Consider the following 25,737-nt stretch of genomic DNA (forward strand, 5'->3'; position numbering starts at 1 on the left):
TTTATTCGACGCTCACACCGTAGAAGATGTGGCCGCCCAGCGGGTGCACTTTATAGCCCTGAACCTTATTGCTCATCGGCATGTACACGACCGAGTGCGCAATGGTTGCCCACGGGGCCTGCTCTTTGAAGATGACCTGAGCATCTTCATACAGCTTGGTGCGTTCAGCCTGATCCGTGGACTGTTTGGCCTTCAGGATCAGATCTTCGAACGGCTCATGGCACCATTGTGCTCGGTTCGACGCTTCGCGACCGTCACAGCCCAGCAGAACCGCCAGGAAGTTGTCTGGGTCACCATTGTCACCGGTCCAACCCAACAGAACGGCACCGTCCCGGTCCAGATCTTTCGAACGCGACAGATACTCGCCCCATTCATAGGACACGATCTCGACGTCCACGCCAACCTTCGCGAAATCCGCCTGGATCAGTTCGGCCATACGACGCGCATTCGGGTTGTACGGACGCTGTACCGGCATAGCCCAGACCTTCATCGACAGGTCGGAAACACCTTCGGCTTCCAGCATCGCCTTGGCCGCTTCTGGATCATAGGCATCGTCGGTGATCGCGTCGTTGTAGCCCCACATTGTTGGCGGGATCGGGTTTTTGGCAACCTGACCCGAGCCCTGGAACACCACGTCGATGATCGCGTTCTTGTCGATCGCCATATTCAGCGCCTTGCGGACATTCGGGTTATCAAACGGCGCCATCGTGGTGTTGTAGGCCAGATAACCGACGTTCAGACCCTCTTGCTCCATCATGTTGATGTCAGCATCATCCTGCATTGCCTGAATGTCGGCCGGGTTGGGATACGGCATGATGTGGCATTCGCCAGCCTTCAGCTTCTGATAACGCACGGATGCGTCCGGAGTGATCGCAAAGATCAGGTTCTCAACATCCGCAGGAGCCTTCCAGTAGTCGGCATTCTGGGCATAGCGGATCACGGCATCTTTCTGGTACGCCAAGAACGAGAATGGGCCAGTACCGATGGGCGCGGTGTTCAGCTTTTCAGGCGTCCCGGCTTCCATCATTGCATCTGCATATTCTGCAGACAGGATCGAAGCGAAATCCATCGCCATATTGGCAACAAACGGCGCTTCAGGCTTGGTCAGCGTGAATTTGACGGTGTAGTCGTCGACCTTTTTGATGGACTCGACCAGATCGGGCATACCCATACCCTTGAAGTATTCCCACGTACCGCCTGACACCTGATTATAAGGATGGCTGTCATCCTTTTGGCGCATGAACGAGAAGATCACGTCATCCGCGTTGAAATCGCGGGTCGGTGTGAATTCGTCATTCGAATGGAATTTAACGCCCTGACGCAGCTTAAATGTGTACTCCAGACCATCATCACTGGCTTCGACGCTTTCGGCCAGACCGGGGATAACGTTGGTCGTACCGGTTTCGAATTCCAGCAGGCGGTTGTAGATCGGGTGCGATGAGGCATCAAAGGTGGTTCCGGCCGTAAAAAGCGCCGGGTCAAACCCTTCGGGTGAGCCTTCTGAACAATAAACAAGCGTATTTGCCTGAGCGGCTGCGCTGCACAGGGCAACTGCCGCTGTTGCAGCCAAAAATTTAAGTTTCATGATTGTCTCCCAGAAAAATTTTCAATCGGCTTTCGCGTTGCTTTTGTTGACCAAGCAATTTCTGACGACTCTCATCGCCGCGAAATCTGTGCCCAATGTATCCAAAATACAAAATCCATTGTCAACTCACTTTGATAGCTCTTGCACAGCTTAACCAAATGCAAAGGAAGCAGCCGAAAGACTGCCCCGCATCATTGCGTTGCATGATCAAAAGGATCGACGGGTATTTATTGCGAGAATGTTGGGGTCACACCAACCGGTGGCCGGTCCTGAATATATGCACCGACACGGTTCAGCACGGGGTTTCTGGGGCATCCCGGGCGGGTCGCGGCCCCAAGGTTGCGTAGGTTTCCTGGGCCCTCAAACGGAACAAAACACAAGGGCCATTTGTCCCGCTTGAATTGCTCGGCAGCCAGGGCCGACACAATTGTACAATCATCAGAATGACAGATGTGCCGACAGATCGTTTCAAACCTCAGCGCGCTCAGATCAAACCGCTTTGCGACCCGGATCGCAGGATCAGCTTTGGGCAAACGGTCCTCAAGCTCATAGCCGAAACTGTGAGGAAGCCGGATAAAGTCATGCGCGGGAACGCCCTCAGGTGCTATTGAAGGAAGCATACACAGCGGATGCCCCTCGCGCATGGCCAGAAACAGGGGTTCGGACCAAATCGACGTGAAAGCCAAAGCGTCACTGTTGTTGACCTGAGCCACCAGCGCCATGTCCAGCTGATGGTCTTCAACCATCTGCAACATGTTCTGTGGAAGATCCTCAATCATTGTCACTCGCATACGCGGAAAAATATCGCTGAACAGCTCTGAAAAATACTGCGTCAGGTACGGTGCAAGCGTTGGCGTCATGCCAATCCGATATGCAACGGCCTCGGGGTCGCGAAATTGGGTGGCGGAATCGCGGATCTTCTGTGCGTCCGACAGAATGGATTCAGCGACACTCAGGATGCTCTGACCAAACGCGGTTGGCCGCACTTCGCTATTCAGCCGCAGAAACAGTTCAACACCCAGTTCCTGTTCCAGCTTCTTGATCTGGTTCGACAGAGCAGGTTGCGAAACGTTGCACGCAACCGCCGCCTGGCTGAACTTGCCATGCTTCGCGATGGCAAGCACGTATTCCAAATCTCTGAAATTCATCCGCCCAATCTCTCTGCGGTCATACAAAAGACGGCACTGGACCGTTCGCTTCTCTACCGTAAAGCGGGGAAAGGTGCATGAAATACAGATCAATTTCGCTGACAAAACTGTTAACCAGCGCATTCGAATAGAACGTCATGCGGGACAATTGTGACGTAACGTGTTGATTTATATAAGTTGAACTTCCCAGACGCTCACGAAAACCGTGATTATTAGCATTTGTTATACAACCGATTTGCACGATGAATTTCAGCTTACACGGGGTGCCGTCTACCCCTTTGCTACGTGGAATGTCCGAAACACCGGGCGGACCGCCAAACGTAACAATTTTTGACGGAGTACCCCATGCTGTCCCAAATGCTGACAAGCCTGCGCGCTCAGCTCTTGACCACGTCTACCATAGCCCAAGAGACCAACCGTGCCGGCCAAACCCTTTTCAATAACTTCTTTCAAAGTACCGTCGTCGACGACACTCCAGCCTTTGTTCTGGCAAATGACTTCTCGCGCCTGCTGAACTTTGGCGAGATCATCACCAACAACGCCGTCGCCGCTGTTCAGGCGCAGGGGCAGGATGTTGACGTATTCAACTTCCGCTCGGGCTTGATTGAGGCGAACAACGGCCCTGACGCATTGGCCACAGGCGTTCAGGTCACCGGCAGCGCAAGCGTTCGCAACTTTGGTGAGATTGCGGGCGAGTTCAACGGTGTGCAGTTTGCGGGCTCTCAAAGCTCTGGCGGTCTGGATAACTTCCGCGGCGGTGTGATCAGTTCGGACAGCCGTGCAGTAGACATTCAGGGCCAAGGCATTGATGTGCGCAACTTTGGCGGCATCATCGGCACCGGCAATCAGCGCAATGGCACGATCTATACCAACAGCACCACCGAAGACATTTCGATCTCGAACTTTGTGGGCGGCACGATTGACGCCGGCGAAGGCAACCAGGGCGCTGGTATCTCGTTGCAAATCGGCGACGAGGTCGGCGACCGTGTGGAAACTGACATCTTCAACGGCTTTGGTGCTACGATTCAGGGCCGTGGCCAAGGTGCGGCCAATACCGGGCTGGCCGGGGACGGCATCCGCATTGATGACGGTGCCGAAGGCGCCACGCTGGAAACCGAAATCATCAACAGCGGCCTGATCTCGACCGAAAGCAACCAGGGCACAGCCGCCGGTATCCGCATCGCCGATGGCGTAAATGCCGAAGGTGAGATCCTGAACACCTCGACCGGTGTGATTGAAGGTCCCCGTAACGGTCTGTATATCGGCGAAGGCGAACACGACCTGGACGTGCTGAACTTTGGCACCATCCAATCCGGCAGCCGCGCAGTGAACATCGACGGCTCGGGTGTCAACCTGATCAACGGCGGTGACATTCTGGGCACTGGCGACCAACGCAACGGTACCGTTTATGCCGACGGCACTGCGGATGATTTCTCGGTTCGCAATCTGGCCAACGGAACGATTGACGCAGGCGAGCACAACCAAGGTTCTGGTTTCGCCGCAGAAATTGGTGGGGCCGCCGACGGCGCCAACACATTCTCGCTGGAAAACGACGGCGTTATCCAGGGTCGCGGCAACGGCGCGGCAGGCACAGGCCTGGCGGGCGACGGTATTCGCATCGGCAACCCCGGCAATGAAGGCGTTGCTGAGGTGAACATTACCAACCGCGGCGAGGTGAGCTCGGAAGGTGCCAATGGCACTGTAGCCGGTGTGCGCTTTGTAGATGGTGTCGGTTTTCAGGGTGAATTCACCAACTCGGGCACGATCTCGGGTGTTCAAAATGGTGTCTACTTTGGCAACGCGGATCACACAGGTGGTAGCTTTGTGAACGAAGCAGGCGGTGTTGTGTCATCTGACAGCCGCGCACTCAACATTGATGGTATCGGTCTTGAGGTTTCCAACCAGGGTGAGATCCTCGGCACCAGCGATCAGCGCAACGGGACGGTTTATGCTGACGGAACCGCGGATGACTTCTCTGTACAGAACTCCGGTCTGATTGACGCAGGTGAGGGCAATCAGGGTTCAGGCATCGGAGTTGAAGTCGGTGGCGCAGAAGACGGTGCAAACACCTTTGTGCTAGGTAATGCCGGCGTTATCACTGGGCGCGGAAACGCTGATGCAGCCTCGTCGCTGGCCGGTGACGGCATTCGCATCGGTAACGTTGGCAACACCGGTACCGTCGACGGGTCGATCGGCAATATCACCATCATTTCGTCAGAAGGGAACAATGGCACCGTCGCTGGCGTCCGTGTTGTCGACGGAGTGAACTTTCAGGGTGAATTTATTAACCTCGGCGGCATCTCCGGTGTGCGCAACGGTGTCTACTTTGGCAATGGCGATCACACAGGTGGTTCGTTCATCAACGGGAGCAACGTGTCTTCCGGCAGTCGCGCTCTGAACATTGATGGCATCGGCCTGACCGTTGAGAACTCTGGGTTCATTTTCGGTACCGGGGATCAGCGCAATGGGACGGTCTACGCCGATGGTACTGCCGATGATTTCTCGGTTATCAACTCTGGCCGGATTGACGCTGGTGAAGACAACCAGGGTTCCGGGTTTGGTGTGGAAATCGGGGGTGCGGCAGACGGTGCTAACACCTTCACGCTGGAAAACTCCGGTGAGATCACCGGGCGCGGAAACGCTGGTGCGGCTACGTCGCTTGCCGGTGATGGCATTCGTATCGGCAATGTCGGCAACACCGGCACCACTGATGCGACCATTCTAAACACCGGAAACGTCTCCTCCAGCGGTGCCAACGGCACAGTTGCTGGCCTTCGTGTCGTCAATGGCGTGAATTTCCAAGGTACGCTGGAAAATCAGGGCTTCATTACCGGCATCCAGAACGGTGTATACTTTGGCACCGGTGACCACTCAGGTGGTTCGTTCGTGAACTCAGGTATTGTCGCTTCGGAAAGCCGCGCGCTGAACATCGATGGCGAAGGCCTTGAGGTCATCAACGAAGGCCAGATTGTCGGCGCAGGCAATCAGCGCAACGGCGCAGTTTATGCCGATGGAACCGCTGACAACTATAACTTCACCAACACTGGTACGGTCAGCGTCAATGATGGCGCCAACGGTTCTGCCGTATCGCTGCAAACCGGTGATGTTGATGGCGATATCGTCTTGGCAACCATCGTAAACCAAGGAATCTTCCAGGGTAACGGCGATGTCACCGAGGGCAATCAAGTCGGCGATGGTCTGCGCCTGTTCACGGGTCAGAACGACGCGTCCTTTGCCGGGGTTGTCATCAACGAAGGTCTCATTGCCGGGTCCGAGCATTCGGGCGCCGCAGCTGGTATCCGTATTGATGGGGGTCTGAACCTTCTGGGTGCGGTCCTGAACGAGGGCGAAATCCGCGGAACGGTCAACGCGATCGATGCATCGGATGCTGGTGACGTTACCATCGTCAACGACGACGAAGGTGTGATCAACGGCAACGTCCTGCTGGGCGATGGCAATGACATCTTTGTCGATCTGGGCACCACCAACGGTGACATCAACGGTGGCGCAGGTGATGATGTTTTGATCGCAGGCGATGCAGACAATGTGCTGACCGGTGGTCTGGGCAATGACTTCATCGACGGTGGAGAAGGCATCGATACAGCCAACTTCTCGGACCTGGATGTCGCAGTCGAAGTTCGTCTGGATGCCAACGGCAACGGCACGGCCACACGTGATACCGGCTTTAATGTCTCGATCGTGGATGCTGCTGTTGTGGCACCGGACCAGTTCGGGGCGAATATCCCGGATGGAGGTTGGTTTGTAGAAGAGGCCGTTCTGGGCAACCTGTACTACAACATCCACACCGCCGACTTCCCTGGTGGGGAAATTCGCGGGCAGCTTCTGGTCGACGGCGACGTGACCGAGAACGGGATCCGCACCGTCACGCTGAGCGGCGGTCTGGACGCGGCGCAAGAGCCTGGGCCGACATCGGACAGCGAGGCCTCCGGCAACGCAACCGTCGTCATCACTCAGAACCTTGCAACCGGCGAAGTCACCTACTCGAGCGAGTTGAGCGTTGTGGGCCTTAACGAGGCCGACCTGAACACGCCGATCCCCGGTGTCGTATCAGCCATCCATCTGCACAACGCACCAGCGGGCGCAAACGGCCCGGTCGTGCAGGACACGCTGGTGGACGCGGGCGCGACGCTTGATGTTGATGCAACAGCCGGCACCGGAGTTGTCGGACTGGACGTGATCGACAATCAGATCGAAACCGACGTGCTGGTCTCGATCGAGAATGTCATCGGCTCTGACGATGGTGACGTGATTGTCGGCAGTGATCTGGAGAATGTTCTGAACGGCGCGGATGGCGATGACCTGCTGAACGGTGAGGGCGGCAATGACGTCCTGATCGGTGGCGAAGGCGCTGACACCTTCCTGTTCCAGGGCACCTTCGGTGATGACACAATCTCGGACTTTGAAACGGGCGTCGACAGAATTCAGATCGGAGATCTGGGTCCTGACTTCGACGGCGGTCCAAGTACCGTTCAGGATGGTGACGACGCCGTCATCAGCTTCGGCGACGCAGGCTCGATCCGTCTGGCCGGTGTCGATGCCGCTGACCTGAGCGAAAACGATTTCATCGTCTAATTGAACAACAGCGGGGCGGCCCTTGCCGCCCCGTTTGCCAAACCGGAAAGGGTTCCCTGATGTCCCAGAAAACCAATCCCGTGAAAGCCGCCTGGGGGTCGCTGCGCAAGGGTTTTGTTGCAGTTGCCTTCTTCAGTTTGTTTCTGAACCTTCTTATGCTGGCCGGTCCGCTTTACATGTTGCAGGTCTACGACCGCGTCCTGACCAGTCAAAATGTCGACACCTTGATCGCGCTGTCTGCATTGCTGGCCGGTGTTTTCGTCGTGGTCGCCTGCCTTGACCTGATGCGGATGCGCATTTCGGGACGCCTGGCTGCCCGCTTTGAGCTGAACGTTGGTGCCCCGGTCCTCGCTGCTGCGATGCGCCGCCGTGTCCATGGCGAAGCCGAGGCTGGAGAAAACCTTGTCGAAAACGTGAACGGCTTTCGCGAATTCATCTCTGGAACCACGCTGACCGCGTTTTTCGATGCGCCGTGGATCCCGCTCTATTTGCTGGTCCTTTATGCCCTTCACCCCTATCTGGGTCTGCTTGGTCTGGCCGGCGCCGTCATGCTGACGATCATGGCGCTGATCAACAACTCCCGCGCCCGTGAACCGATGCGGTCGGCTTCGCAAGCGCGCGGTCGTTCAGATGCCTTGTTCAGCATCAGTGATAAAAACGCCGAGCTTGTTCAAGCGCTTGGCATGAAATCCGATTTGCTGCGACGCTGGACCTCGCTTCAGGCGGAGGCCCATCAGCACAAAACCCGCGCCGCTGACCGGGTTGCCAGCTTTTCTGTCGTGTCCAAGACCGTTCGGATGGGTTTGCAGTCGGCCATTCTGGGACTTGGCGCGGCACTGGCCATCACCGGAGAATCCACCGCTGGCGTCATGATCGCGGCAACCATCGTGCTGGCCCGTGCACTGGCCCCAATTGACCAATTGATCAGTCAGTGGCGCAGCTTTCTGGCCGCGCGCGGATCGTATTCCAAGCTGGCAAAACTGACCGAAGAGTTTGCCGAAGCCCCACCCAATCTGCACCTGCCGCGCGCGTTCAAATCTCTGGACGTCAAGATTGCGCAGGCAGGGCCCCCGCGCGCCGTCAACGCCTCGCTCCGCCAGATCGACTTTGGCCTTGTGCCCGGAGACGTGCTGGCGGTGATCGGGCATAGCGGCTCGGGCAAGACCACTCTGGGCAAGATGATGGCTGGTATCTGGCACCCACAGCGGGGTGAAGTTCTGCTGGATGGCAGCCCGATGTCCAAGTGGAACCACGAGGATCTAGGCAAACAGATCGGTTATCTTCCGCAGGATGTGGAGCTGTTCGACGGCACGATCCGCGAAAACATCGGGCGCTTCTCTGTCGCCATAGATGATGCCGAAGTGCTGCGTGCCGCCCGCGAGGCCGGTGTGCACGAAATGATCAGCGCCCTTCCCGATGGATATGAAACGCGCATTGGTCGGGAGTTCTTTTTGTCAGGTGGTCAACGTCAGCGGCTGGCACTGGCCCGGGCGCTTTATGGCGATCCATTTGTGTTGATTTTGGACGAGCCGAATTCGGACCTGGATGCCGAAGGTGAACAGGCCCTGCGCGATGCGATCATGTCGGCGCAGGCCCGCGGTGCAATTGCCATCGTCATGACCCATCGTCCGGCAACACTGCAGGCCGCCAACAAGGTGATGGTCCTGCGAAACGGTGCCCTATCTCAGTTCGGAGACAAAGAGGACGTTCTGAAGGTCAATCGCCGGAACGTTCTGGACAACCCTACCCAATCCGCGGCGAAAAAACCCGACGCGGCCCCTGCCAATGAAACTCAGATCAGCGGAGTTGCCCAATGACCCAGTTGATGAAACGCTCACAATCTCAGAACGCACTTGCTGCCCACGATGTGCAAGTCTTGGACATCACAACCGAGACCTCTGAGATCAAACGCTATGTCCTGTTCGGATTGTTTACCCTGATGGCCTTCATGGGCGGCAGCGCCTATTGGGCTTTCGCCTCGAAACTGGACGGGGCGGTCGTCGCGCCAGCATCATTTGTGGTGGAGGGGAACCGCAAGACGGTCGAACATCTGGATGGTGGCATCATTGACTCGATCCTTGTCACGGACGGTGAATTTGTTCAGGCAGGTCAGCCCCTTGTGCGACTTGATAGCTCGGATATCGATGTAGATCTGAGTATCCTGGGCAGCCAATTGGGCGAATTGTCGGTCCGACGCGCCCGCTTGCTGGCGCAGATCAACGGCACGGACAGGTTTGACGAACCAACCGCCTTGGCCGGGTTCAGCGATGGAATGCAGCGGCTGCATTGGTTGTCGCCCTACCTGACGCAGAAACAACTATTTGACGCCGAAGCCCGCGCCCGCCGGACCGAGGCTCAAATCAACGCGCAACGCATTCAGGGGCTGCGCAATCAGATCGTCGGCCTGAACGAACAACGCCTCTCGACCCAAAACCAGATCGTCATCACTCAGATTGAACTGTCCAATCTGAAATCCTTGCTAGACAAAGGACTTGTGGCCGTCACACGGGTCAGCGCGCGCCAGATCGAAATGGAACGTCTGGGCGGTGTCGATGCGTCGTTGCGCACCCAGATCGCGCAGGCACAGGATCAGGTGCAAGAGTTGCAGCTGTCCTTGCTCAGCCAACAAAAGTTGCGCGATGAGGTGATCGCAGGAGAGCTTGCCGTTGTGGATGCTCAGCTTGATCTGATCCGGTCACAATATTCAGGGGCATCGGAACGGTTGAAACGAACACAGGTCCTGGCCCCTGCCAGCGGGCGGGTCGTCAATCTGGCAGTATCGACAACCGGCGGCGTCATTCGCCCCGGAGAAGCGATCATGGATATTGTTCCCGCCAATCAGGCCCTGATCGTCGAAGCGCGGATCAAAACCGCCGATATTGACAAGCTGCAGATCGGTCAGGCAACGCGCATTCGCCTGTCAGCCTTTACGCAGACCGATGTGCCCGAAGCCAGCGGCCGGATTTTTGACATCTCAGCCGACGCTCTGGAGGACGACCGCACCGGCGAGCCTTATTACAAAGCCCGGGTGAAACTGGATGCCGATCAACCCACCGAAGTCGCCGCACTGGATCTGTTGCCAGGAATGCCCGCGGATCTGTTCGTGAAAACCGGCGAGCGCGCAGTAATCAGCTATCTGTCACAGCCAATCAGTGACCGGTTGGCCAAGACTTTTATCGAGTGACTTGTTTCGCCCGCATCCGGCTTGCCGGATGCGGGTCGTTCACCCTTCGATTTAGGGGGCAAGTGGCCGGTTAGACGCCGTATCGCGCCATGAACATATCAACGGCCTGCGTCGCAATTGTATCCAACTCTGCTTTGGAGAAGCTCTTTTGAACACCGATGGCAGCGCGGGTCCAAATCCGAACCTTGCATAGTTCACTGAACTGTTCGGCTGCCAATTGCAGGTTGTCGATGGCCAGCTCACCCTTGTTGACTGCCTTTTCCAGATACTCGACCATCTGGCGCTGACCGTTCTGCGGCCCGGCCTCATAAAATGTTTGGCCCAGCTCGGGGAACCGGTCACGCTCGGCGATGCAGATGCGGAACATTTGTTGCGAGAAGTCCGAGACTAAAAAAGTCGTCAGTTCCGTCGCCGCGATAGTCAGAACTTCGCGCGCTGGCTTGCAGTCGTCGACCATCGCCACGACGTTTTCGGCCATTCGCCTGCACTCGACCTGCGCCACTTCCATGAACAGCAGGCGTTTGTCCGGGAAATAACTGTAGAGCGTCGCCTTCGACACCCCCGCAGCGCGCGCGATGTCGTCGACGCTTGCACCTTCGAAACCATCCGCCATGAAAACCTCTCGGGCTCCGCGCAGGACCTGATCAAATTTTCGGCCTGTTCGCAGAATGACGGCTGCTTCGGTCATGTACTCTCCTTCGGTCGATTGGGTGACAAATGTATAAACCGTTCAGTTCAGATACAACAAATCGCACAATTAGCAGGCATCTGGCAACACAGATGACGTTAGGTTTTCGATTGACCAGTTAAGTTATTTTACAACGCGCGTCCCCAAAACCCTATAACTGGCCCGTCACATCTTGCAGCCTGTGTGTTACGTGCTACCACGTTGCACATGGTCGATATCTTTCTGCGCACACTGCCCTTTTTTGCGATCATCGGCTTGGGGTACTGGGCCGGGCGCAGTCGATTTTTTTCTGAAGAAGCAACGGCGTACCTGACGAAATTCGTTTTCTATTTTGCGCTGTCGGCCATGCTGTTTCGCTTTGCCGCCACCCTGCCCTTTGCGGATATTTTCAATGCAAGGCTAGTCGTTGGATACTTGATCGGAACCGCCGCTGTGTACGTCTTGGCGACGGTTGTCGCATGGATACGTGGGCTTGATATCCCGACCGCCGCGGTCGAGGCTCAATGTGCCGCCATCGGCAATGTCGGTTTTCTGGGCCTGCCCATGCTGGCGCTGCTGTTTACCGAAGCCGCGATTGGCCCGGTTATGCTGGTTCTAACGGTTGATCTGGTGGTGTTTTCATCCCTAATCGTCATCTTGATAAATGGCGGGCGCGACGGGCGGTTGAAACCTGCAACCTTCCGACTGATCGGGATCGGGTTGATCAAGAATCCGATGATCGTTTCGATCTCGGCGGGAATGCTATGGTCCGCGTTGCAGATTCCTGTTCCTGTCCCATTGAACGATTTCCTGACAATTCTGGGCGGGGCAGCCACACCGGGTGCCCTATTCGCTATCGGAGCTTCTCTGGCCAGTAAATCCGCCGAACGCGTTCACATTGCAGGCTGGCTGAGCTTTTGCAAACTTGTCGTTCACCCTGTCTGCGTTGCCGTTGTGTTGATTTGGATTTTGCCCGTGGCAGCATTTCCTGCTTCTGTCGCAATCGCCGCCGCGGCACTGCCGGTGGCGGGTAACGTGTATATGCTGGCCGCCCATTACAGGGTGGCCCCGCACCGTGCATCAGCTGCGATACTACTGTCCACAGCGGCCAGCATTCTGACGGTGCCGTTGGTCATCGCCTGGGTCGGAACGCCCTGATCTAAGCCTTGTGAAAAATGGCACACCAAAGCCGCGCAGCCTTTACGTATCGAGCGTGTAAGGATAGCCATGTCGCAAACCCAACGTAAGGACGAAACCAAATGGAAACCCTTTCGGAAAATGCATGTTTCGGAGGCGTTCAGGGCGTCTACCGCCACGCCTCGACTGCCTGCCAATGCGACATGACCTTTGGCTTGTTCCTGCCAGCCGAGGCCAAAGACGGCCCGGTTCCGGTATTGTGGTATCTGTCAGGCCTGACCTGCACCCATGAAAACGCGATGACCAAAGCAGGTGCTCAGGCTTGGGCGGCCGAGCAAGGCATCGCGGTTGTCTTCCCGGACACCTCCCCGCGCGGTGAGGGTGTCGCGGATCACGAGGATTATGATCTGGGCCAGGGCGCCGGGTTCTATCTGAACGCCACGCAGCAGCCTTGGGCGCCGCATTTCAACATGTGGGATTACGTGGCCGAAGAATTGCCTGCTTTGCTGATCGAAAACTTCGCGATCGACGCGGAGCGTCAGGCCATAACCGGACATTCGATGGGTGGTCACGGGGCGCTGACGCTCGCGATGAACCTGCCGGGTCGCTTCCGGTCTGTCTCCGCCTTCGCACCTATATCGAACCCGACGGGTGCGGATTGGGGTCGCAAGCAACTAAGCGCCTACCTTGGCGACGATGAGACGGCATGGGTCAAACACGATGCCTCGGTCATGATGAAAGAAATCGGCTTTGATGGCCCTATCCTGATCGACACTGGTGCCAGTGACCAATTCATCGACTTGCTGCGCCCCGAAACTTTGGCGCAGGCGATTGCCGAACGTCGTCAGCAGGCAATCTTCCGCCTGCAACCGGGCTACGATCATTCGTACTTCTTCGTGTCGACCTTCATGGAAGACCACATCACCTTCCACGCCGAGGCACTGTACGGAGACTGAGGCATGAGCCAATACGACTATGACCTGATCATCATCGGGTCCGGCCCCTCGGGTCGTTCGGCCGCGATACAGGCGGGCAAACTGCAACGGCGTGTTCTGGTGATCGATCGCAAGGATCGGTTTGGCGGCGTGTCCGTCCACACCGGAACGATCCCGTCAAAGACCCTGCGCGAAACGGTACTGAACCTGTCCGGCTGGCGCGAGCGCAGCTTCTATGGCCGCTCGTACCGCGTCAAAGATCAGATCCGGGCCGAAGACCTCAAGGCGCGTCTGCATATGACGCTGGATCATGAAGTTGACGTGCTGGAACACCAATTCAACCGCAACCATGTGGAGACCCTGAACGGGTTGGCCAAATTCGTTGGGCCTCACGAGATTGAGGTTGCCACTGATGCCGGTGAGACCACGAGACTTACGGCGGCCAAGTTCCTGATAGCAACCGGAACAAAAACCTATCGCCCGGATTATGTGCCATTCAACGGAAAGACCGTTGTGGACGGTGACGACTTTCTTGAGATGGCAGAGATCCCGCGCTCGCTGGTCGTGATAGGTGCCGGAGTAATTGGTGTGGAATACGCCACCATGTTCTCGGCATTGGACGTTCGGGTGACGTTAATCGAACCTCGTGAAACCTTCTTAGATTTCATCGACACCCGCCTAATCCATGATTTCACCCATCAGATCCGCGAAAACGGCGTGGACCTACGTTTGGGCTCAGCCGTTCAAAAGATAGAAGACGCTGGCGGCCATGTCGAAGTCACGCTCGAGAATGGCCGCCACGTGCGTGCTGAAATGTTGTTGTTCGCCGCCGGGCGCATGGGGGCGACATCGGCATTGAACCTGCAGGCCGTTGGCTTGGAAACCGATCATCGCAACCGGATCAACGTGGATCGCAAGACGTATCAAACTGCTGTGGCGCATATCTACGCGACTGGCGATGTGATTGGGCACCCATCATTGGCCTCAACCTCGCTGCAGCAGGGCCGCGTGGCAGCCTGTCACGCGCTGGAAACCCCTACCCTGCCGGAAAGTCCGTGGTATCCTTACGGCATTTATTCAGTCCCCGAGATTTCAACTTGCGGCATGTCCGAAGAGGAACTGCAGGAACGCGGCATCCCATACGAAGTCGGCGTGGCGCGGTTCCGGGAGACTTCGCGCGGGCATATCATGGGGTTGGAACATGGCATGCTGAAGATGCTGTTTTCACTGAAAACCCGCCGGGTGCTGGGCGTGCAGATCGTGGGCGAAGGTGCGACCGAGTTGATCCATATCGCGCAGGCAGTCCTGAATCTGAAGGGCACGGTGGATTACTTCGTGCAGAATACGTTCAACTATCCAACCCTTGCCGAGGCCTATAAGATCGCTGGTTTGGATGCATTCAATCGGATGCCAATCCCGGACGAGTTCAAAGTGCGCAAGAAGCCCGCTGAAAAGGCCGAGAAGAAGGCCGGGAAAGCGTGACGACGCTCTATATCGATGGCGATGCCTGCCCCGTGAAAGCCGAGGCTGAACGGGTTGCAACCCGGCACAAAGTTCCGATGGCACTGGTGTCAAACGGTGGCTTGCGGCCGTCTGCAAACCCATTGGTGCAGGTGGTCATCGTGTCTGAGGGTGCGGATGAGGCAGACAAATGGATCGCCGAACGATGCGGCGCAGGGGACGTAGTGGTAACCTCGGATATCCCGCTGGCCGCAAAATGTGTTGAGGCCGGCGCTCGGGTCCTCCGTCCAAACGGTGAAGCCTTTACCGCGGCCAATATCGGCCAGCAACTGGCCATGCGTGATTTGATGGCCGACTTGCGCGCATCCAACCCATTGGGCGCGGGTGGCGGCGGAAAACCCTTTGGCAAAGCTGACCGATCCCGGTTTTTGGACGCCCTGGAACGTGAGTTAAGGGCTGCGCAGCGGGGCTAATCCTCCCGCTTGCCAGCGACGCATCATAGATGCGTCTTTGACAATTGGGCCGGGCAGCGCTGCGCGCTGCGGTTGTGCCTTGAACAATCCCGTCGCGCTTGGTTCAGTGGCACCAACTAAGGAACAAGAAGACAGGTACGTACATGTCGGTGAAAGCTGTTGTTTTTGACATCGGGAATGTTCTGATCGAATGGCAACCCGAACGCTATTACGACCAGGTCATCGGGGAAGAGCGCCGTCGTGCCATGTTCTCGGAAGTTGACCTGCACGGGATGAACGACCTGGTTGATCAGGGTCATCACTTCACTGACACAATCTATGATTGGGCCGAGAAATACCCGGAATGGCGGGATGAAATCCGCATGTGGCACGACAAGTGGATCGAACTTGCCGCGCCCGAGATCCCCCACTCGATCCGTCTGCAACGGGCCTTGCGGGCCAAAGGCGTGCCGGTTTTTGCATTGACCAATTTCGGCGTGCAAAATTTCGACTATGCGACGACGGTTTACCCGTTCCTCAACGAGTTCGACAAACAATACGTGTCGGGACGGATGCAGACCGTCAAACCGCATGTTCCGATCTATGAAATGGTCGAAGCGGATTGTGGACTACCGCCCGAGGCGCTTTTGTTCACCGACGACCGACTCGAAAATATCGAAACGGCGCGCGCCCGTGGATGGCAGACGCACCACTTTACCGGCCCACAGGGTTGGGCGGACCGACTGCTGCAAGAAGGTCTACTGACGGTCGAAGAGGCGCTGTAGCTCAGGCGGTGACGGGCGTTGGGCGGTTTTCGCGAATGGGAAGGTGGACGATGGCACTGAACGCCCCAATTGCGACTCCGATCCACCAGACCATGGTGTAGTCGCCGTACTGGTCATACATGCGCCCGCCCAACCAGACGCCCAGGAAACTGCCGACCTGGTGGCTGAAAAAGATGATCCCATACAGCGTTCCCATGTAGCGCAGTCCGTAGAGATGCGCGACCAACCCCGAAGTAAGCGGAACGGTGGCAAGCCAAAGCGAACCCATGACCAGCGAAAACACGATGACCGACAGGGGCGTGATCGGGAACACGATGAAGGCCGCCGCCGCAAGTGTGCGCGCCGTATAGACACCTGCCAGAAGGTATTTTTTGGGAAAGTGGTTCCCGGCCCAACCCGCCAGCAGCGTGCCCGCAATATTTGCCAGGCCTATCAATGAAATTGACACGGCCCCCAGTGCTGATGTGGTTGTGATGCCAATAGAATGCAGTACGCCACCGGGTTGTATGGGTCCGCACATCTCGGTCACGAAAGCGGGGAAATGTGCGGTGATGAAGCCAAGCTGATAACCGCAGCTGAAAAAGCCCAGAAAGATCAGCGTATAGGATGGATCGCGGAAAGCCCTGGTCAGGATCTGGCTCATGCTTTCTTCGATCTCTGCCTTGCTGGCGGCCTGCGGGGCGCGCATGAACGGCAGTGTCAGCACCAGTGCCAAGATAGCTGCAGCGAATACGATGAACACCTGCTGCCAAGGCATAAAGCTCAGCATCCATTCGGCTGTAGGCGCCCCCAGAACCTGACCGAAACTGCCAGCAGCTGTGATAATCGCAAGCGACATAGAGCGGTTTTCGTCCGACGATGCCCGCGCCACCACGGCAAGCACCACGCCAAATCCTGTTCCCGCGATACCGAACCCCACAAGCCATGCGTACATTTGGTGCTCGAACGGAGTGACGGACCAGGCCGACAGAACCATACCCGCCGCGTAGGTCAGAGCCCCAAGAATAATCGCGCGCCTGTCGCCGACCTTTTCGGCGATGACCCCGAAAATCGGCTGCCCAATGCCCCAGGCCAAATTCTGAATTGCGATTGCCATCGAAAAGTCCGAGCGCAGCCAGCCGAATTCATCTGCGATGGGGATCTGAAACACGCCAAACGATGCGCGCACGGCAAAACTGACGGTGATGATGATACATCCGACGATCAGGATGGGGTTCAGCAAGCGCGTGTGTTGGGGCATTAGGTCCTCGGGCGTTCAAGAACCAGACGTTACCGCGTTTAGGTTGTGCGTCAATTCAGGACTTTTGCGGTCACGGATAAGCAAAATTGATGCGTCAGAGAAATGGCTGCTTTTCAACGGGCAAACCGGGCGCTATGCCTCAAAACATGACGGGTTTGATATCGCTTTATGACACGCAGGTGGCCGACGGCACCCTGACCAGAGACGACGCGCAAGAGGCTGTTCTTCCTCATTTCGAACGTATCCGGGCGGCATTGGCCGAACCTGTGAAACGGGGGTTCTTTCGAAAAGCCCCGCCGCCGCCCAAGGGTTTATATCTGTGGGGCGGAGTCGGGCGCGGAAAATCCATGCTGATGGATATGTTCGTCGACTCTTTGGCAGACATCCCCGCCCGCCGAGTGCATTTTCACGCCTTTATGCAGGAAATCCACGCAGGCATGCACAAGGCCCGTATGGACGGGGTTGAAGACGCGCTGGCTCCTGTCGCCGCCTCGGTGATCAAGTCCGCGCGCGTACTGGCATTTGACGAAATGCAAATCACCGATATCACGGACGCGATGATCGTTGGTCGTTTGTTTAATCTGCTACATGAAGGTGGCACCGTGGTCGTGACGACATCGAACCGCCATCCGGATGACCTTTACAAGGACGGGCTAAACCGTCAGCTATTTTTGCCTTTCATTGCACATATCAAAGAACAGCTTGAGGTGTGGGAGCTGATCTCACCCACGGACTACCGCCAAAACCGGCTGGAAGGCGCACCTGTTTACTTTACGCCCATAGGTCCCGAGGCGCGCGAGAGCATTCGCAGCGTCTGGAACGACCTGGCCGGAGGCGCGGCGGACCCGCTAATTCTGCAGGTCAACGGTCGTGCGGTAGAACTGCCCGCTTTTCGAAACGGCGTGGCGCGGGCCAGTTTTTATGACCTTTGTGGAAGGATGCTGGGCCCGGCAGACTATCTTGCCATCGCGGAAGAGGTCAAAGTTCTGGTGCTTGAGGACATCCCACGTCTGTCGCGCAATAATTTTAACGAAGCCAAACGGTTCGTAACGTTGATTGATGCACTGTATGAGGGAAAAGTCCGCTTGATCTGTTCAGCTGCGGCAGAACCCGAGATGCTGTACGTCGAAGGTGAAGGCACATTTGAATTCGAGCGCACTGCGTCCCGCCTGCGTGAGATGCAGGATCAGGATTGGGGGCAATAGGGGCGCTGCCCCCGCCGCGCTTTGCGCGACTCCCCCGGGATATTTTTGGCCAGATGAAGCTGTGCAGATGCGCCTTTTTCAGCCGTTCTCGCGCAGAATATTACCGGCCAGGTATAGCGATCCACAGATCAGAACCCGCACCTGCGGGTCATCTTCAGTAATTTTTTTCAGGGCCTCGGCCACACTATTGGCAGTAGACGCTGCCAGCCCAACCCGAGAAGCGGCTTCAGCGGTGTCGTCAGCGCTCAGCGTATTGACCTCGCCCGGGATAGAGACTGCCGTCAGGCTTTGCGCCTGTGCGGCAAGCGGAGCCAGATACCCGGTGACGTCCTTTGTGTTCAACATCCCACAGATCATATGGGTTGGACGTGCAGGCAGCTTCGCCAGTAGATCGGCCAATGCCAAACCTGCGGCAGCGTTGTGCCCGCCATCCAGCCAGAGCTCGGCCTCGGGGGCCTGTTCGACCAGAGGGCCGGTTTTCAATCGCTGCATGCGGGCTGGCCATTCAGCCTTGGTCACCGCAGCCTCATAGGCGTCTTCCCCAAGATCCAGATGACGCAATACCGCTAGCGCGACGCCGGCGTTTTGATACTGATGTGCGCCCAACAGATTTGGCAGCGGTAGATCGCGCAGGCCAGTTTCGTCCTGATAGACGAGCCGCCCGTTTTCTTCGGTGACGTGCCAGTGTTGGCCATGCACCAACAAAGGTGCACCCAGACGCGCGGCAGTGTATTCAATGACCTCCAGCGCCTCATCCTGTTGCGGGCCAACGATGCAGGGAACACCGGGCTTAATGATGCCGGCCTTTTCCGCTGCGATCTTGCCCAAGGTATCGCCCAGAAATTGTTCATGGTCGATTGAAACCGGCGTGATGACCGTCACCGCCGGGTCGTGAATGACATTGGTCGCATCCAACCGGCCACCCAACCCGACCTCAAGCAACGTGTAGTCCGCCTTGGACCGGGCAAAAGCCAGCAGGGCCGCGCAGGTCGTGATCTCAAAATACGTGATGTTCTCGCCACCATTGGCGGCATAACATTCGTCCAGAACCGCTGTCAGATCCGGTTCGGAAATCAGTTCCCCCGCCAGACGAATACGCTCATGAAACCGGGCCAGGTGGGGTGAGGTGTAGGCATGGGTGGTCAGCCCTGCCCCTTCCAGCCCCGCTCGGATCATGGCCTGGGTCGAGCCCTTGCCGTTGGTTCCCGCGATGTGGATCACCGGCGGCAGTTTGTTTTGCGGATTGTCCAGCGCGGCCAGCAGACGCCAGACACGATCCAAGGTCAGGTCAATGATCTTGGGATGCAGCGCCATCATCCTTTCCAGGATGACGTCCGATGTCTGAGAGGTCATTTTTCTTCCGCGTCTTCAGCCGGGGCTTCTGCCACTGCATCTTCAGATTCGGGCGCAGGCAGATCACCTTTGACCGCCGGAGGCTGGTTCATCAACATCCGCGTGATCGTGATCAGCTCATCGCGCATTTCGGTCCGCTTGGTCACACGGTCCAACATGCCGTGATCCAACAGGTATTCCGCGCGTTGGAAGCCTTCGGGCAGCTTTTCCCGGATCGTCTGTTCGATCACGCGTGGACCGGCAAAACAAATAAGCGCATTGGGCTCTGAGATATGGACATCACCCAGCATCGCGTACGAAGCCGTCACACCGCCCGTCGTTGGGTGAGTCAGCACTACGATGTAGGGCAGATTTGCCTCTTTCAGCATTTCTACTGCCACGGTTGTGCGGGGCATCTGCATCAGGCTTAGGATACCTTCCTGCATCCGTGCGCCGCCAGCGGCCGAAAACAGGATCAGCGGGCGTTTCTGTTTCACAGCCTCTTGCGCGGCCGCGATGATCGCGTTGCCGACATACATGCCCATGGATCCGCCCATGAACGAAAAGTCCTGCGCGGCCGCAACAATCGGGGTTCGGCCAATTTCGCCTAAGGCGACCAACATCGCCTCTTTCTCGCCCGTTTTCTTTTGGGCGGCTTTCATCCGGTCGGGGTATTTCTTCTGATCGCGGAACTGAAGCGGATCGTCTTTGGGCGCGGGAACTTCGACCTCGGTAAAGATCCCACCATCGAACAGATGATCGAACCGCGCGCGCGGTGTGATCGCCATGTGATGATCGCACTGGGTGCAGACATTCTGGTTTTCCGCCAACTCACGGTGAAACAGCATGGTTCCGCATTCATCGCATTTGTGCCAAAGATTCTCAGGCACTTCTCGGCGCGAGAAGATCGAGTTGATCCGTGGGCGGACGTAGTTTGTAATCCAGTTCATATCGGAACCTTGGCTTGTGCGGCTTTGACGTCAAATAAGACGCTACGGAAAGAATTGCAATCAACGCCTGAGTGCAACCCGCGCTGTTAGCCAACTGACGATCATCACAGCAAAATCCACATACAGCCATTGCCGCAGCGCCCCGGTATCCGACATGTCATAGGGAAGCAGATACAATGCCAGACCACTTAAGCCATCGGGTAAGGAAACAAACAGCAACGCGACCATATTATTGAACAGATGCAATGCGATAGCGGGTCCCAGCGTCCCTGACCTGGCCGTTAGATCCGCCGCCATCAGGCCGAACATCCCGGACCAAACGGCGACCAATAGCGCGTTGTCTCCGGCTGCGCCGGGGGCATAGTGACCGATCGCAAACAAGATTGACGGAATGCCTAACCAAACAACCGGTGATCGGAATCGTGCCGCAAGACATTGTTGTATGTACCCCCGAAACAGAACCTCTTCAGCGCTTGTCTGAATCAGCACTGCCAAAAGAGAGAAAGGCAGAAACAACAGCCAGGTCGACAGTGCCAAATTCTGCGTCAGCGTTGCGCCCATGCCATATGGCGGCAAGATGGCCACGACGATCCCAACGATCAGCAATGCCTTAAAAACACTCCAGAATTGCCCAATGCCCTCGCGCCATGGGCCACAGATTGAGCTCAGGGTTCGATGCTGTAGGCGTTTTGCAGCGATGGACACGCCCAATGTGATGAAGCCAAAGCTTGCCAGTAGCACCAAAAGTGCAACCGGGGATGCACCAGTCAACAAGCCTTGAGCCCACTCCACGGACCCAAGACCCGCAACCAATCCAAAAAGTAGAAAGTTCAGCAGGATACCAACCACGCCAACAATGGTCAGCCCGACCAGCAGGCGCCACAGCTCTGGCCGTGCGCGCGAAGGTGCAACCAGTCGTTCATGCGCTATGTATCTGCCGGGGTGGGCGTCAGGCATTGTCGGCCACATCCCGGTTCGGCGCGTCATCGTCGAAGATCAATGAGGTTGCATTGGCGGCGTTCAGCCTTTGGGAAATCGTAGTCAGATAGCCGGCAACCGTCTGCAGCAGCTGCATCGCAACACCTGCGTCACTTTCAATAACCGCGCGCAATTCCTCGGCCCCAATGCGCAGGAACGAACAATTCTTGACCGCGACCAAATCAAATTGCCGAATTTCACCCGTGATGATCGACAAGTCTCCGATCAGACGCCCCGGCTCGATGACCGAGATCGTACGCGCGGTTCCGTTCCCTTCATTCCAGATCAGGTCGGCTTCGCCCGAAATACACAGATAAGCGGCATCTGGCGTTTGCCCTTCGGAAAAGATGATCTGCCCGGCTGCGGCATCGTACCATTGCGCGGAAAACGCCAGAAGGCGCTGGTTGCGACCGTCAATGCCGGAAAACAGCTCGGTCGACGAGATAATCTTGAGCTTGCGGCTCAGATCATCTGTTGAGCTGGCCTCTTCTTCTGGACGGGTCCGCGAGACGCCGTCAATTCGACCATCCTTGATCTCGACGAACAGATCATAGGCTTCGGGATGGGCAAAGTAATCCTCCATGAAGATCATGACGGAGTCCGGCAACAATTCCCGCAGTTTCAGCCGGGTTCTCAGCCTGCTCTCGGAATCATGGCTGGCCAGAGCTTTGTCCAGGATCAACACATCAGGACGCTTGATTCCAGCGCGCGAGAATGCGGCGCGTTCCTGAAATACCGTCGGCAGATTATTCCCACCCAGACCCGAGGGCAGGTCATAGATAATGGCCGCCGCCCGGCGGCGCAGACCAGCTTCGTTCATGGCTTCGGCGACGACATCTTCGATTTCATCCGTGTGCGCCCCGGCCATCAAAGAAACCCGCCCGAACAGGGCATTTTCCATGACAGTCATGCGTTCAATATATGCATCTGGCGTGACCGGAACGAACATCCCATCCATCGAGGCACGCAGCTGTTCCGCCTGCCCCCTTCGGATGGCCAAGATTTTATCTTTGTACTCGTCTGGAAAATCAGGCCCGATCTGTTCCGCCGTCAGCAGGAACGGAACGGTCAGCAACAAGGCACGCTCGCCCTCGCTGATTGCTTCATCCCCTTTGGCTTTGCGCCGATCCTCGATATCAAGCAGGCGGTGGAACATATCCTTGGCCATACCCAGACGAAGGAACAGCGGGTGATCTGCCCCGTCCCGCCCAAACGTCTGGTGCAGTGTTTCCAGCACCGCGCTTGCAATGCTCATTGCGTCATCATCCAGATCGTGATGGCGCAGCATCCACATGAACCGATCATCGCCCGCCAGAATATCCGGTGAGATATCGCGAGACGGAGCGGCAAACAGCAAGTTGCCCCCCAGTGGAACAGCCGGGTTAAAGCGGTCCGGCTCGAACCGATAGACATACCGCGCCAGGTCTTTTTCTTCCAACCTTTGCGCGACCGTATCGCGCAGATTTACAATATCCCGCGCCAGCGCAGAATGCTGTTCTGGATCGAACTGGGTACGTAATGTCCGGCGGAACATGAACTCATCAATGCCCATCGCCTCGACCAGCTGGAACCACCAGTTGCGGATATCCTCGATGTCTTCCAACCCTGCCAGGCCGGGATCGATCCACTCATCCGACAGGGAATCCGGAGGGTTCCCGGCCCGCACCGCTTCGATTTGCCACCGGCTTGGGGCCTTCTTCGCGTCGGTTTCGTGTTGTGGATGGGTTCGCAACGGCATCAAGAGGTTGTCACCCAAAGTCCCGTCAAACAGATAGGGCCGCGAATAGGCATAGCCGATCCGCGCCGCAATTACCGTCTGATGGAGTTTTAGCAGATCGTGACCCGCAATTGTGACGCTGCCTTGTATCGGCAAAAGCTCTCGTGTCAGCAGTTGCGCCAACGCGCCGCGCTCGGCGGCGCTTGACGACTGGATAGCAACGCGGGCACCCTTGGGGATGGTCAGGTCGATATCTTCAAGGATGGTTTTCCCGTCATCATCGCGCACTGTTACATTGCGCAGTTCGATATCGCCGCTGAGATGCGGAATAGACTCTGGCTCACCCACAAACAGCTCTTCAGGGATCATGTTGTCCGGGGCAAAACGTTCAATCACGATTTCCCAGCGCAAAGACATATCCTGAACCTGGTTGTAATAGGTCAGCAAGTCTTTCCATGGGCCACTAAGGTCCTTGTATGCCCCAAGCGCCGCGACCAACGCGCCCACTGTCACCTCACCCGTGATCGCCAGATAGCCACCGACCGAATAGAACAGGAACGGCGTCATCTGAGTAATCAGATTGTTGAGGAACTTCATAAAGAACTTCTTGTTGTAGATCTTGAACCGGATCTCGAACAAGGTTCCCAACCGATGGCTGAATTGTGCCAACCGATAGCGCCAGCCACCATTGGCCCGCAAATCGCTGATGCCCGCCGCGCTTTCGCCAATTTCCGAGCTGAGGTGGCGGACCTGCTGAATACGTTCCTTGTTCAGCAGGTTGATCTGGCGCTGCAGTTTTGGGATCAGCCATGCCTGCAACGGAATCAACGCGATGCTGGCCAGACCGAACCAAACGCTTTGCATGAACAGAAAGGTGACAATGGTCATCATCTGACCAAACTGAAACACCGGCTGGGCAATCGCATCACCCATCAGGCCGCCCATCGGTTCGGCCTCGGAGGTGATCATTGAAACAAGTTCACCCTGGCTGGTGGTGGCAAAATACGATTTCGGGAATCGCATGGCGCGGTGAATCAGCGTGAACCGCAGGCGGCGCAGCATACGTTCGGCCAATATGCCCTTCATCGTGTTGATGCGCATCTTCATCAAGCCGCTGGCGATTACAGTGGCCAAAAATGCAAAACAGAGGATCAGCAGATATTGGACCTGCGTGAAGGTGAACCCAAAAAGCGTCACGCTATCGCTGGGCGCACCGATTGCGTCGTTGATGATCTGCTTTGGCAGCTCAAGCGAGGCGTAGAGAAACGGAAATGACAATACCGTCAGAAACAACAGCACAAGCTGCTGCTTTTTCGAGTGTTTCCAGATGAACGAAAATAGTGTGGGTTCCATGCCCCGGCCTTGCCTCAAAGAATTTAGTACGCGGTTTTTCGGATAATCCACAGCAATCAGGTGCCGGACGGTACGCACAGTCCCGGATGATTGCAAGAACGGCAATGGCGGCCTTAGCAGACACAACCAAAACCGCCCAGTCACAACCACGTTAGTGTCGGATAGTTTTATGCGGATTTCACCAATTCGGCCTTATCCTCGCCGTTGTCTTTGACTAAAGAAGGTCAAGTTCAGACGATGGGATCATGGGCAAACTTCTGGAGCGATATCTACACCGCAAAACTATTGCGCGCTGGCAACGGGCCGTTCAAGACGCGGCCGGGGCTACGAACCCCCAATTGCGTCAACAGCGGGATGAGGCGCGCAAACTGCGTGCGCAATTGGACCGTTTGCTTCGGGAGGCAAACGAACGACTGACGCTGCCCCTGATTGGATCAAAGCAATTTCCCAAACCGCTGGGTACTGACTGGTGCTGGCGACCTGATTTGTGGCGGGGCCCCTTGCCTCGGCCCGGCCTGGCCTCAATCCCGCGTAAGGTCGAGTTGGATCAACAGGTAAAGATATTCCATGACTGCGCCTTGTCTGAGATCAGCGTGCGACAAGCGCGAAACATGGACGAAAAGGATCTGGCCGCTTTTGGACTTGGCGTCGAAGTGTTCGGTTTTGCCGGGTCATTTCTTTCCGTGTCGCTGGATTTGCCGCCTGAGGCAGTGCAAGGATTGACGCGGCAGCACCTGATGCGGGTCGATGCCCAGATTGAAACAGAACGTCCGCTGGACGTGACCGCACGACTGAATATTCAGCACGGCCCAAACACCGATTCCGTTCCACGGTCTCTGGATTTGTCTACAAGCTCGAATGCTCTAGATTTCGATCTTGCCAATTTGCCGCTGAACGAACGGCGCATAGACAAGATTTGGCTGGACCTGGTTCTGACCAATCCGGCGATGAACCGCATAGTTCTGCGGGACCTGACCCTTTGCCGCCACCACCGCGCCGACATGTGAGAGCATTG

18 protein-coding genes are annotated in these 25,737 nt (G+C 56.8%); 10 read left to right on the forward strand and 8 right to left on the reverse strand.

The annotated features are described in order from the left end of the window. Position 1: 1 nt before the first annotated feature. Together AC2FI8_RS20680 and AC2FI8_RS20685 are read right to left on the reverse strand one after the other, a co-directional pair. Positions 2-1,585 (reverse strand): ABC transporter substrate-binding protein, encoded by a 1,584-nt coding sequence (locus tag AC2FI8_RS20680; protein ID WP_496780801.1) that lies wholly within the window; start codon positions 1,583-1,585, stop codon positions 2-4. 227 nt (positions 1,586-1,812) lie between these two features. After that, positions 1,813-2,733, reverse strand: coding sequence for a LysR family transcriptional regulator (locus AC2FI8_RS20685; protein WP_496740889.1), 921 nt, complete (start codon positions 2,731-2,733; stop codon positions 1,813-1,815). Positions 2,734-3,078: 345 nt separating this feature from the next. On the opposite strand from AC2FI8_RS20685, the gene AC2FI8_RS20690 reads away from it, so the two are divergent. From AC2FI8_RS20690 to AC2FI8_RS20700, 3 genes are read left to right on the forward strand one after another with little or no spacing between them, the layout of a single operon-like run. Continuing rightward, the gene (locus AC2FI8_RS20690; RefSeq protein ID WP_496780802.1) at positions 3,079-7,326 is read left to right on the forward strand and encodes a beta strand repeat-containing protein; all 4,248 of its coding nucleotides are present in this window, start codon (positions 3,079-3,081) and stop codon (positions 7,324-7,326) included. Between the two features lie 59 nt (positions 7,327-7,385). After that, on the forward strand, positions 7,386-9,143 hold the full coding sequence (locus AC2FI8_RS20695) for a type I secretion system permease/ATPase (RefSeq protein WP_496780803.1): 1,758 nt from the start codon (positions 7,386-7,388) through the stop codon (positions 9,141-9,143). Beyond that, positions 9,140-10,510 carry an HlyD family type I secretion periplasmic adaptor subunit gene (locus AC2FI8_RS20700; RefSeq protein WP_496780804.1) on the forward strand — a complete coding sequence of 457 codons (1,371 nt, stop codon included), beginning with the start codon at positions 9,140-9,142 and terminating at the stop codon, positions 10,508-10,510. Before AC2FI8_RS20695 ends, AC2FI8_RS20700 begins: the two co-directional genes overlap by 4 nt. Positions 10,511-10,580: 70 nt before the next feature. On the opposite strand, the gene AC2FI8_RS20705 is transcribed toward AC2FI8_RS20700, so the two are convergent. Beyond that, positions 10,581-11,198, reverse strand: coding sequence for a TetR/AcrR family transcriptional regulator (locus tag AC2FI8_RS20705; protein ID WP_496780805.1), 618 nt, complete (start codon positions 11,196-11,198; stop codon positions 10,581-10,583). A gap of 207 nt (positions 11,199-11,405) precedes the next feature. Between AC2FI8_RS20705 and AC2FI8_RS20710 the strand changes: the two genes are divergently transcribed. The 5 genes from AC2FI8_RS20710 (at position 11,406) to AC2FI8_RS20730 (ending at position 15,947) form a co-directional block, all read left to right on the forward strand. Then, positions 11,406-12,335 (forward strand): AEC family transporter, encoded by a 930-nt coding sequence (locus AC2FI8_RS20710; protein WP_496780822.1) that lies wholly within the window; start codon positions 11,406-11,408, stop codon positions 12,333-12,335. Positions 12,336-12,436: 101 nt separating this feature from the next. Further along, positions 12,437-13,270, forward strand: a complete 834-nt coding sequence (gene fghA / locus AC2FI8_RS20715; RefSeq protein ID WP_496780806.1) for an S-formylglutathione hydrolase — start codon at positions 12,437-12,439, stop codon at positions 13,268-13,270. Between the two features lie 3 nt (positions 13,271-13,273). Beyond that, on the forward strand, positions 13,274-14,731 hold the full coding sequence (gene sthA, locus AC2FI8_RS20720) for a Si-specific NAD(P)(+) transhydrogenase (RefSeq protein WP_496706541.1): 1,458 nt from the start codon (positions 13,274-13,276) through the stop codon (positions 14,729-14,731). Beyond that, positions 14,728-15,183, forward strand: coding sequence for a YaiI/YqxD family protein (locus tag AC2FI8_RS20725; protein WP_058272080.1), 456 nt, complete (start codon positions 14,728-14,730; stop codon positions 15,181-15,183). The genes sthA and AC2FI8_RS20725 overlap by 4 nt, the downstream gene beginning before the upstream one ends. Positions 15,184-15,326: 143 nt before the next feature. Continuing rightward, positions 15,327-15,947, forward strand: a complete 621-nt coding sequence (locus AC2FI8_RS20730; protein ID WP_108859718.1) for an HAD family hydrolase — start codon at positions 15,327-15,329, stop codon at positions 15,945-15,947. A gap of 1 nt (position 15,948) precedes the next feature. Here AC2FI8_RS20730 and AC2FI8_RS20735 read toward each other — a convergent pair whose 3' ends face one another. Next, positions 15,949-17,187, reverse strand: coding sequence for an MFS transporter (locus AC2FI8_RS20735; protein WP_282169501.1), 1,239 nt, complete (start codon positions 17,185-17,187; stop codon positions 15,949-15,951). A 146-nt stretch (positions 17,188-17,333) separates the two neighbouring features. Between AC2FI8_RS20735 and zapE the strand changes: the two genes are divergently transcribed. Beyond that, the gene (gene zapE / locus AC2FI8_RS20740) at positions 17,334-18,392 is read left to right on the forward strand and encodes a cell division protein ZapE (RefSeq protein WP_496780807.1); all 1,059 of its coding nucleotides are present in this window, start codon (positions 17,334-17,336) and stop codon (positions 18,390-18,392) included. Positions 18,393-18,470: 78 nt separating this feature from the next. Here the strand turns inward: zapE and AC2FI8_RS20745 are convergent, their stop codons facing one another. The 4 genes from AC2FI8_RS20745 to AC2FI8_RS20760 are packed head-to-tail and all read right to left on the reverse strand — an operon-like array spanning position 18,471 to position 24,722. After that, positions 18,471-19,745: a bifunctional folylpolyglutamate synthase/dihydrofolate synthase gene (locus AC2FI8_RS20745; protein WP_496780808.1), complete on the reverse strand. Its 1,275-nt coding sequence runs from the start codon at positions 19,743-19,745 to the stop codon at positions 18,471-18,473. Continuing rightward, a complete protein-coding gene (gene accD, locus AC2FI8_RS20750; RefSeq protein ID WP_496770032.1) occupies positions 19,742-20,674 on the reverse strand; it encodes an acetyl-CoA carboxylase, carboxyltransferase subunit beta in 933 nt (310 codons plus the stop codon). Before accD ends, AC2FI8_RS20745 begins: the two co-directional genes overlap by 4 nt. 60 nt (positions 20,675-20,734) lie before the next feature. Then, positions 20,735-21,631: a CPBP family intramembrane glutamic endopeptidase gene (locus AC2FI8_RS20755; protein WP_496780809.1), complete on the reverse strand. Its 897-nt coding sequence runs from the start codon at positions 21,629-21,631 to the stop codon at positions 20,735-20,737. After that, positions 21,624-24,722 carry an ABC transporter transmembrane domain-containing protein gene (locus AC2FI8_RS20760; protein ID WP_496780810.1) on the reverse strand — a complete coding sequence of 1,033 codons (3,099 nt, stop codon included), beginning with the start codon at positions 24,720-24,722 and terminating at the stop codon, positions 21,624-21,626. The genes AC2FI8_RS20755 and AC2FI8_RS20760 overlap by 8 nt, the downstream gene beginning before the upstream one ends. Before the next feature lie 245 nt (positions 24,723-24,967). Between AC2FI8_RS20760 and AC2FI8_RS20765 the strand changes: the two genes are divergently transcribed. Beyond that, positions 24,968-25,729, forward strand: coding sequence for a DUF6478 family protein (locus AC2FI8_RS20765; RefSeq protein WP_496780811.1), 762 nt, complete (start codon positions 24,968-24,970; stop codon positions 25,727-25,729). Positions 25,730-25,737: the final 8 nt, after the last annotated feature.

It is taken from the genome of Ruegeria sp. CDSB029 (assembly GCF_059611125.1).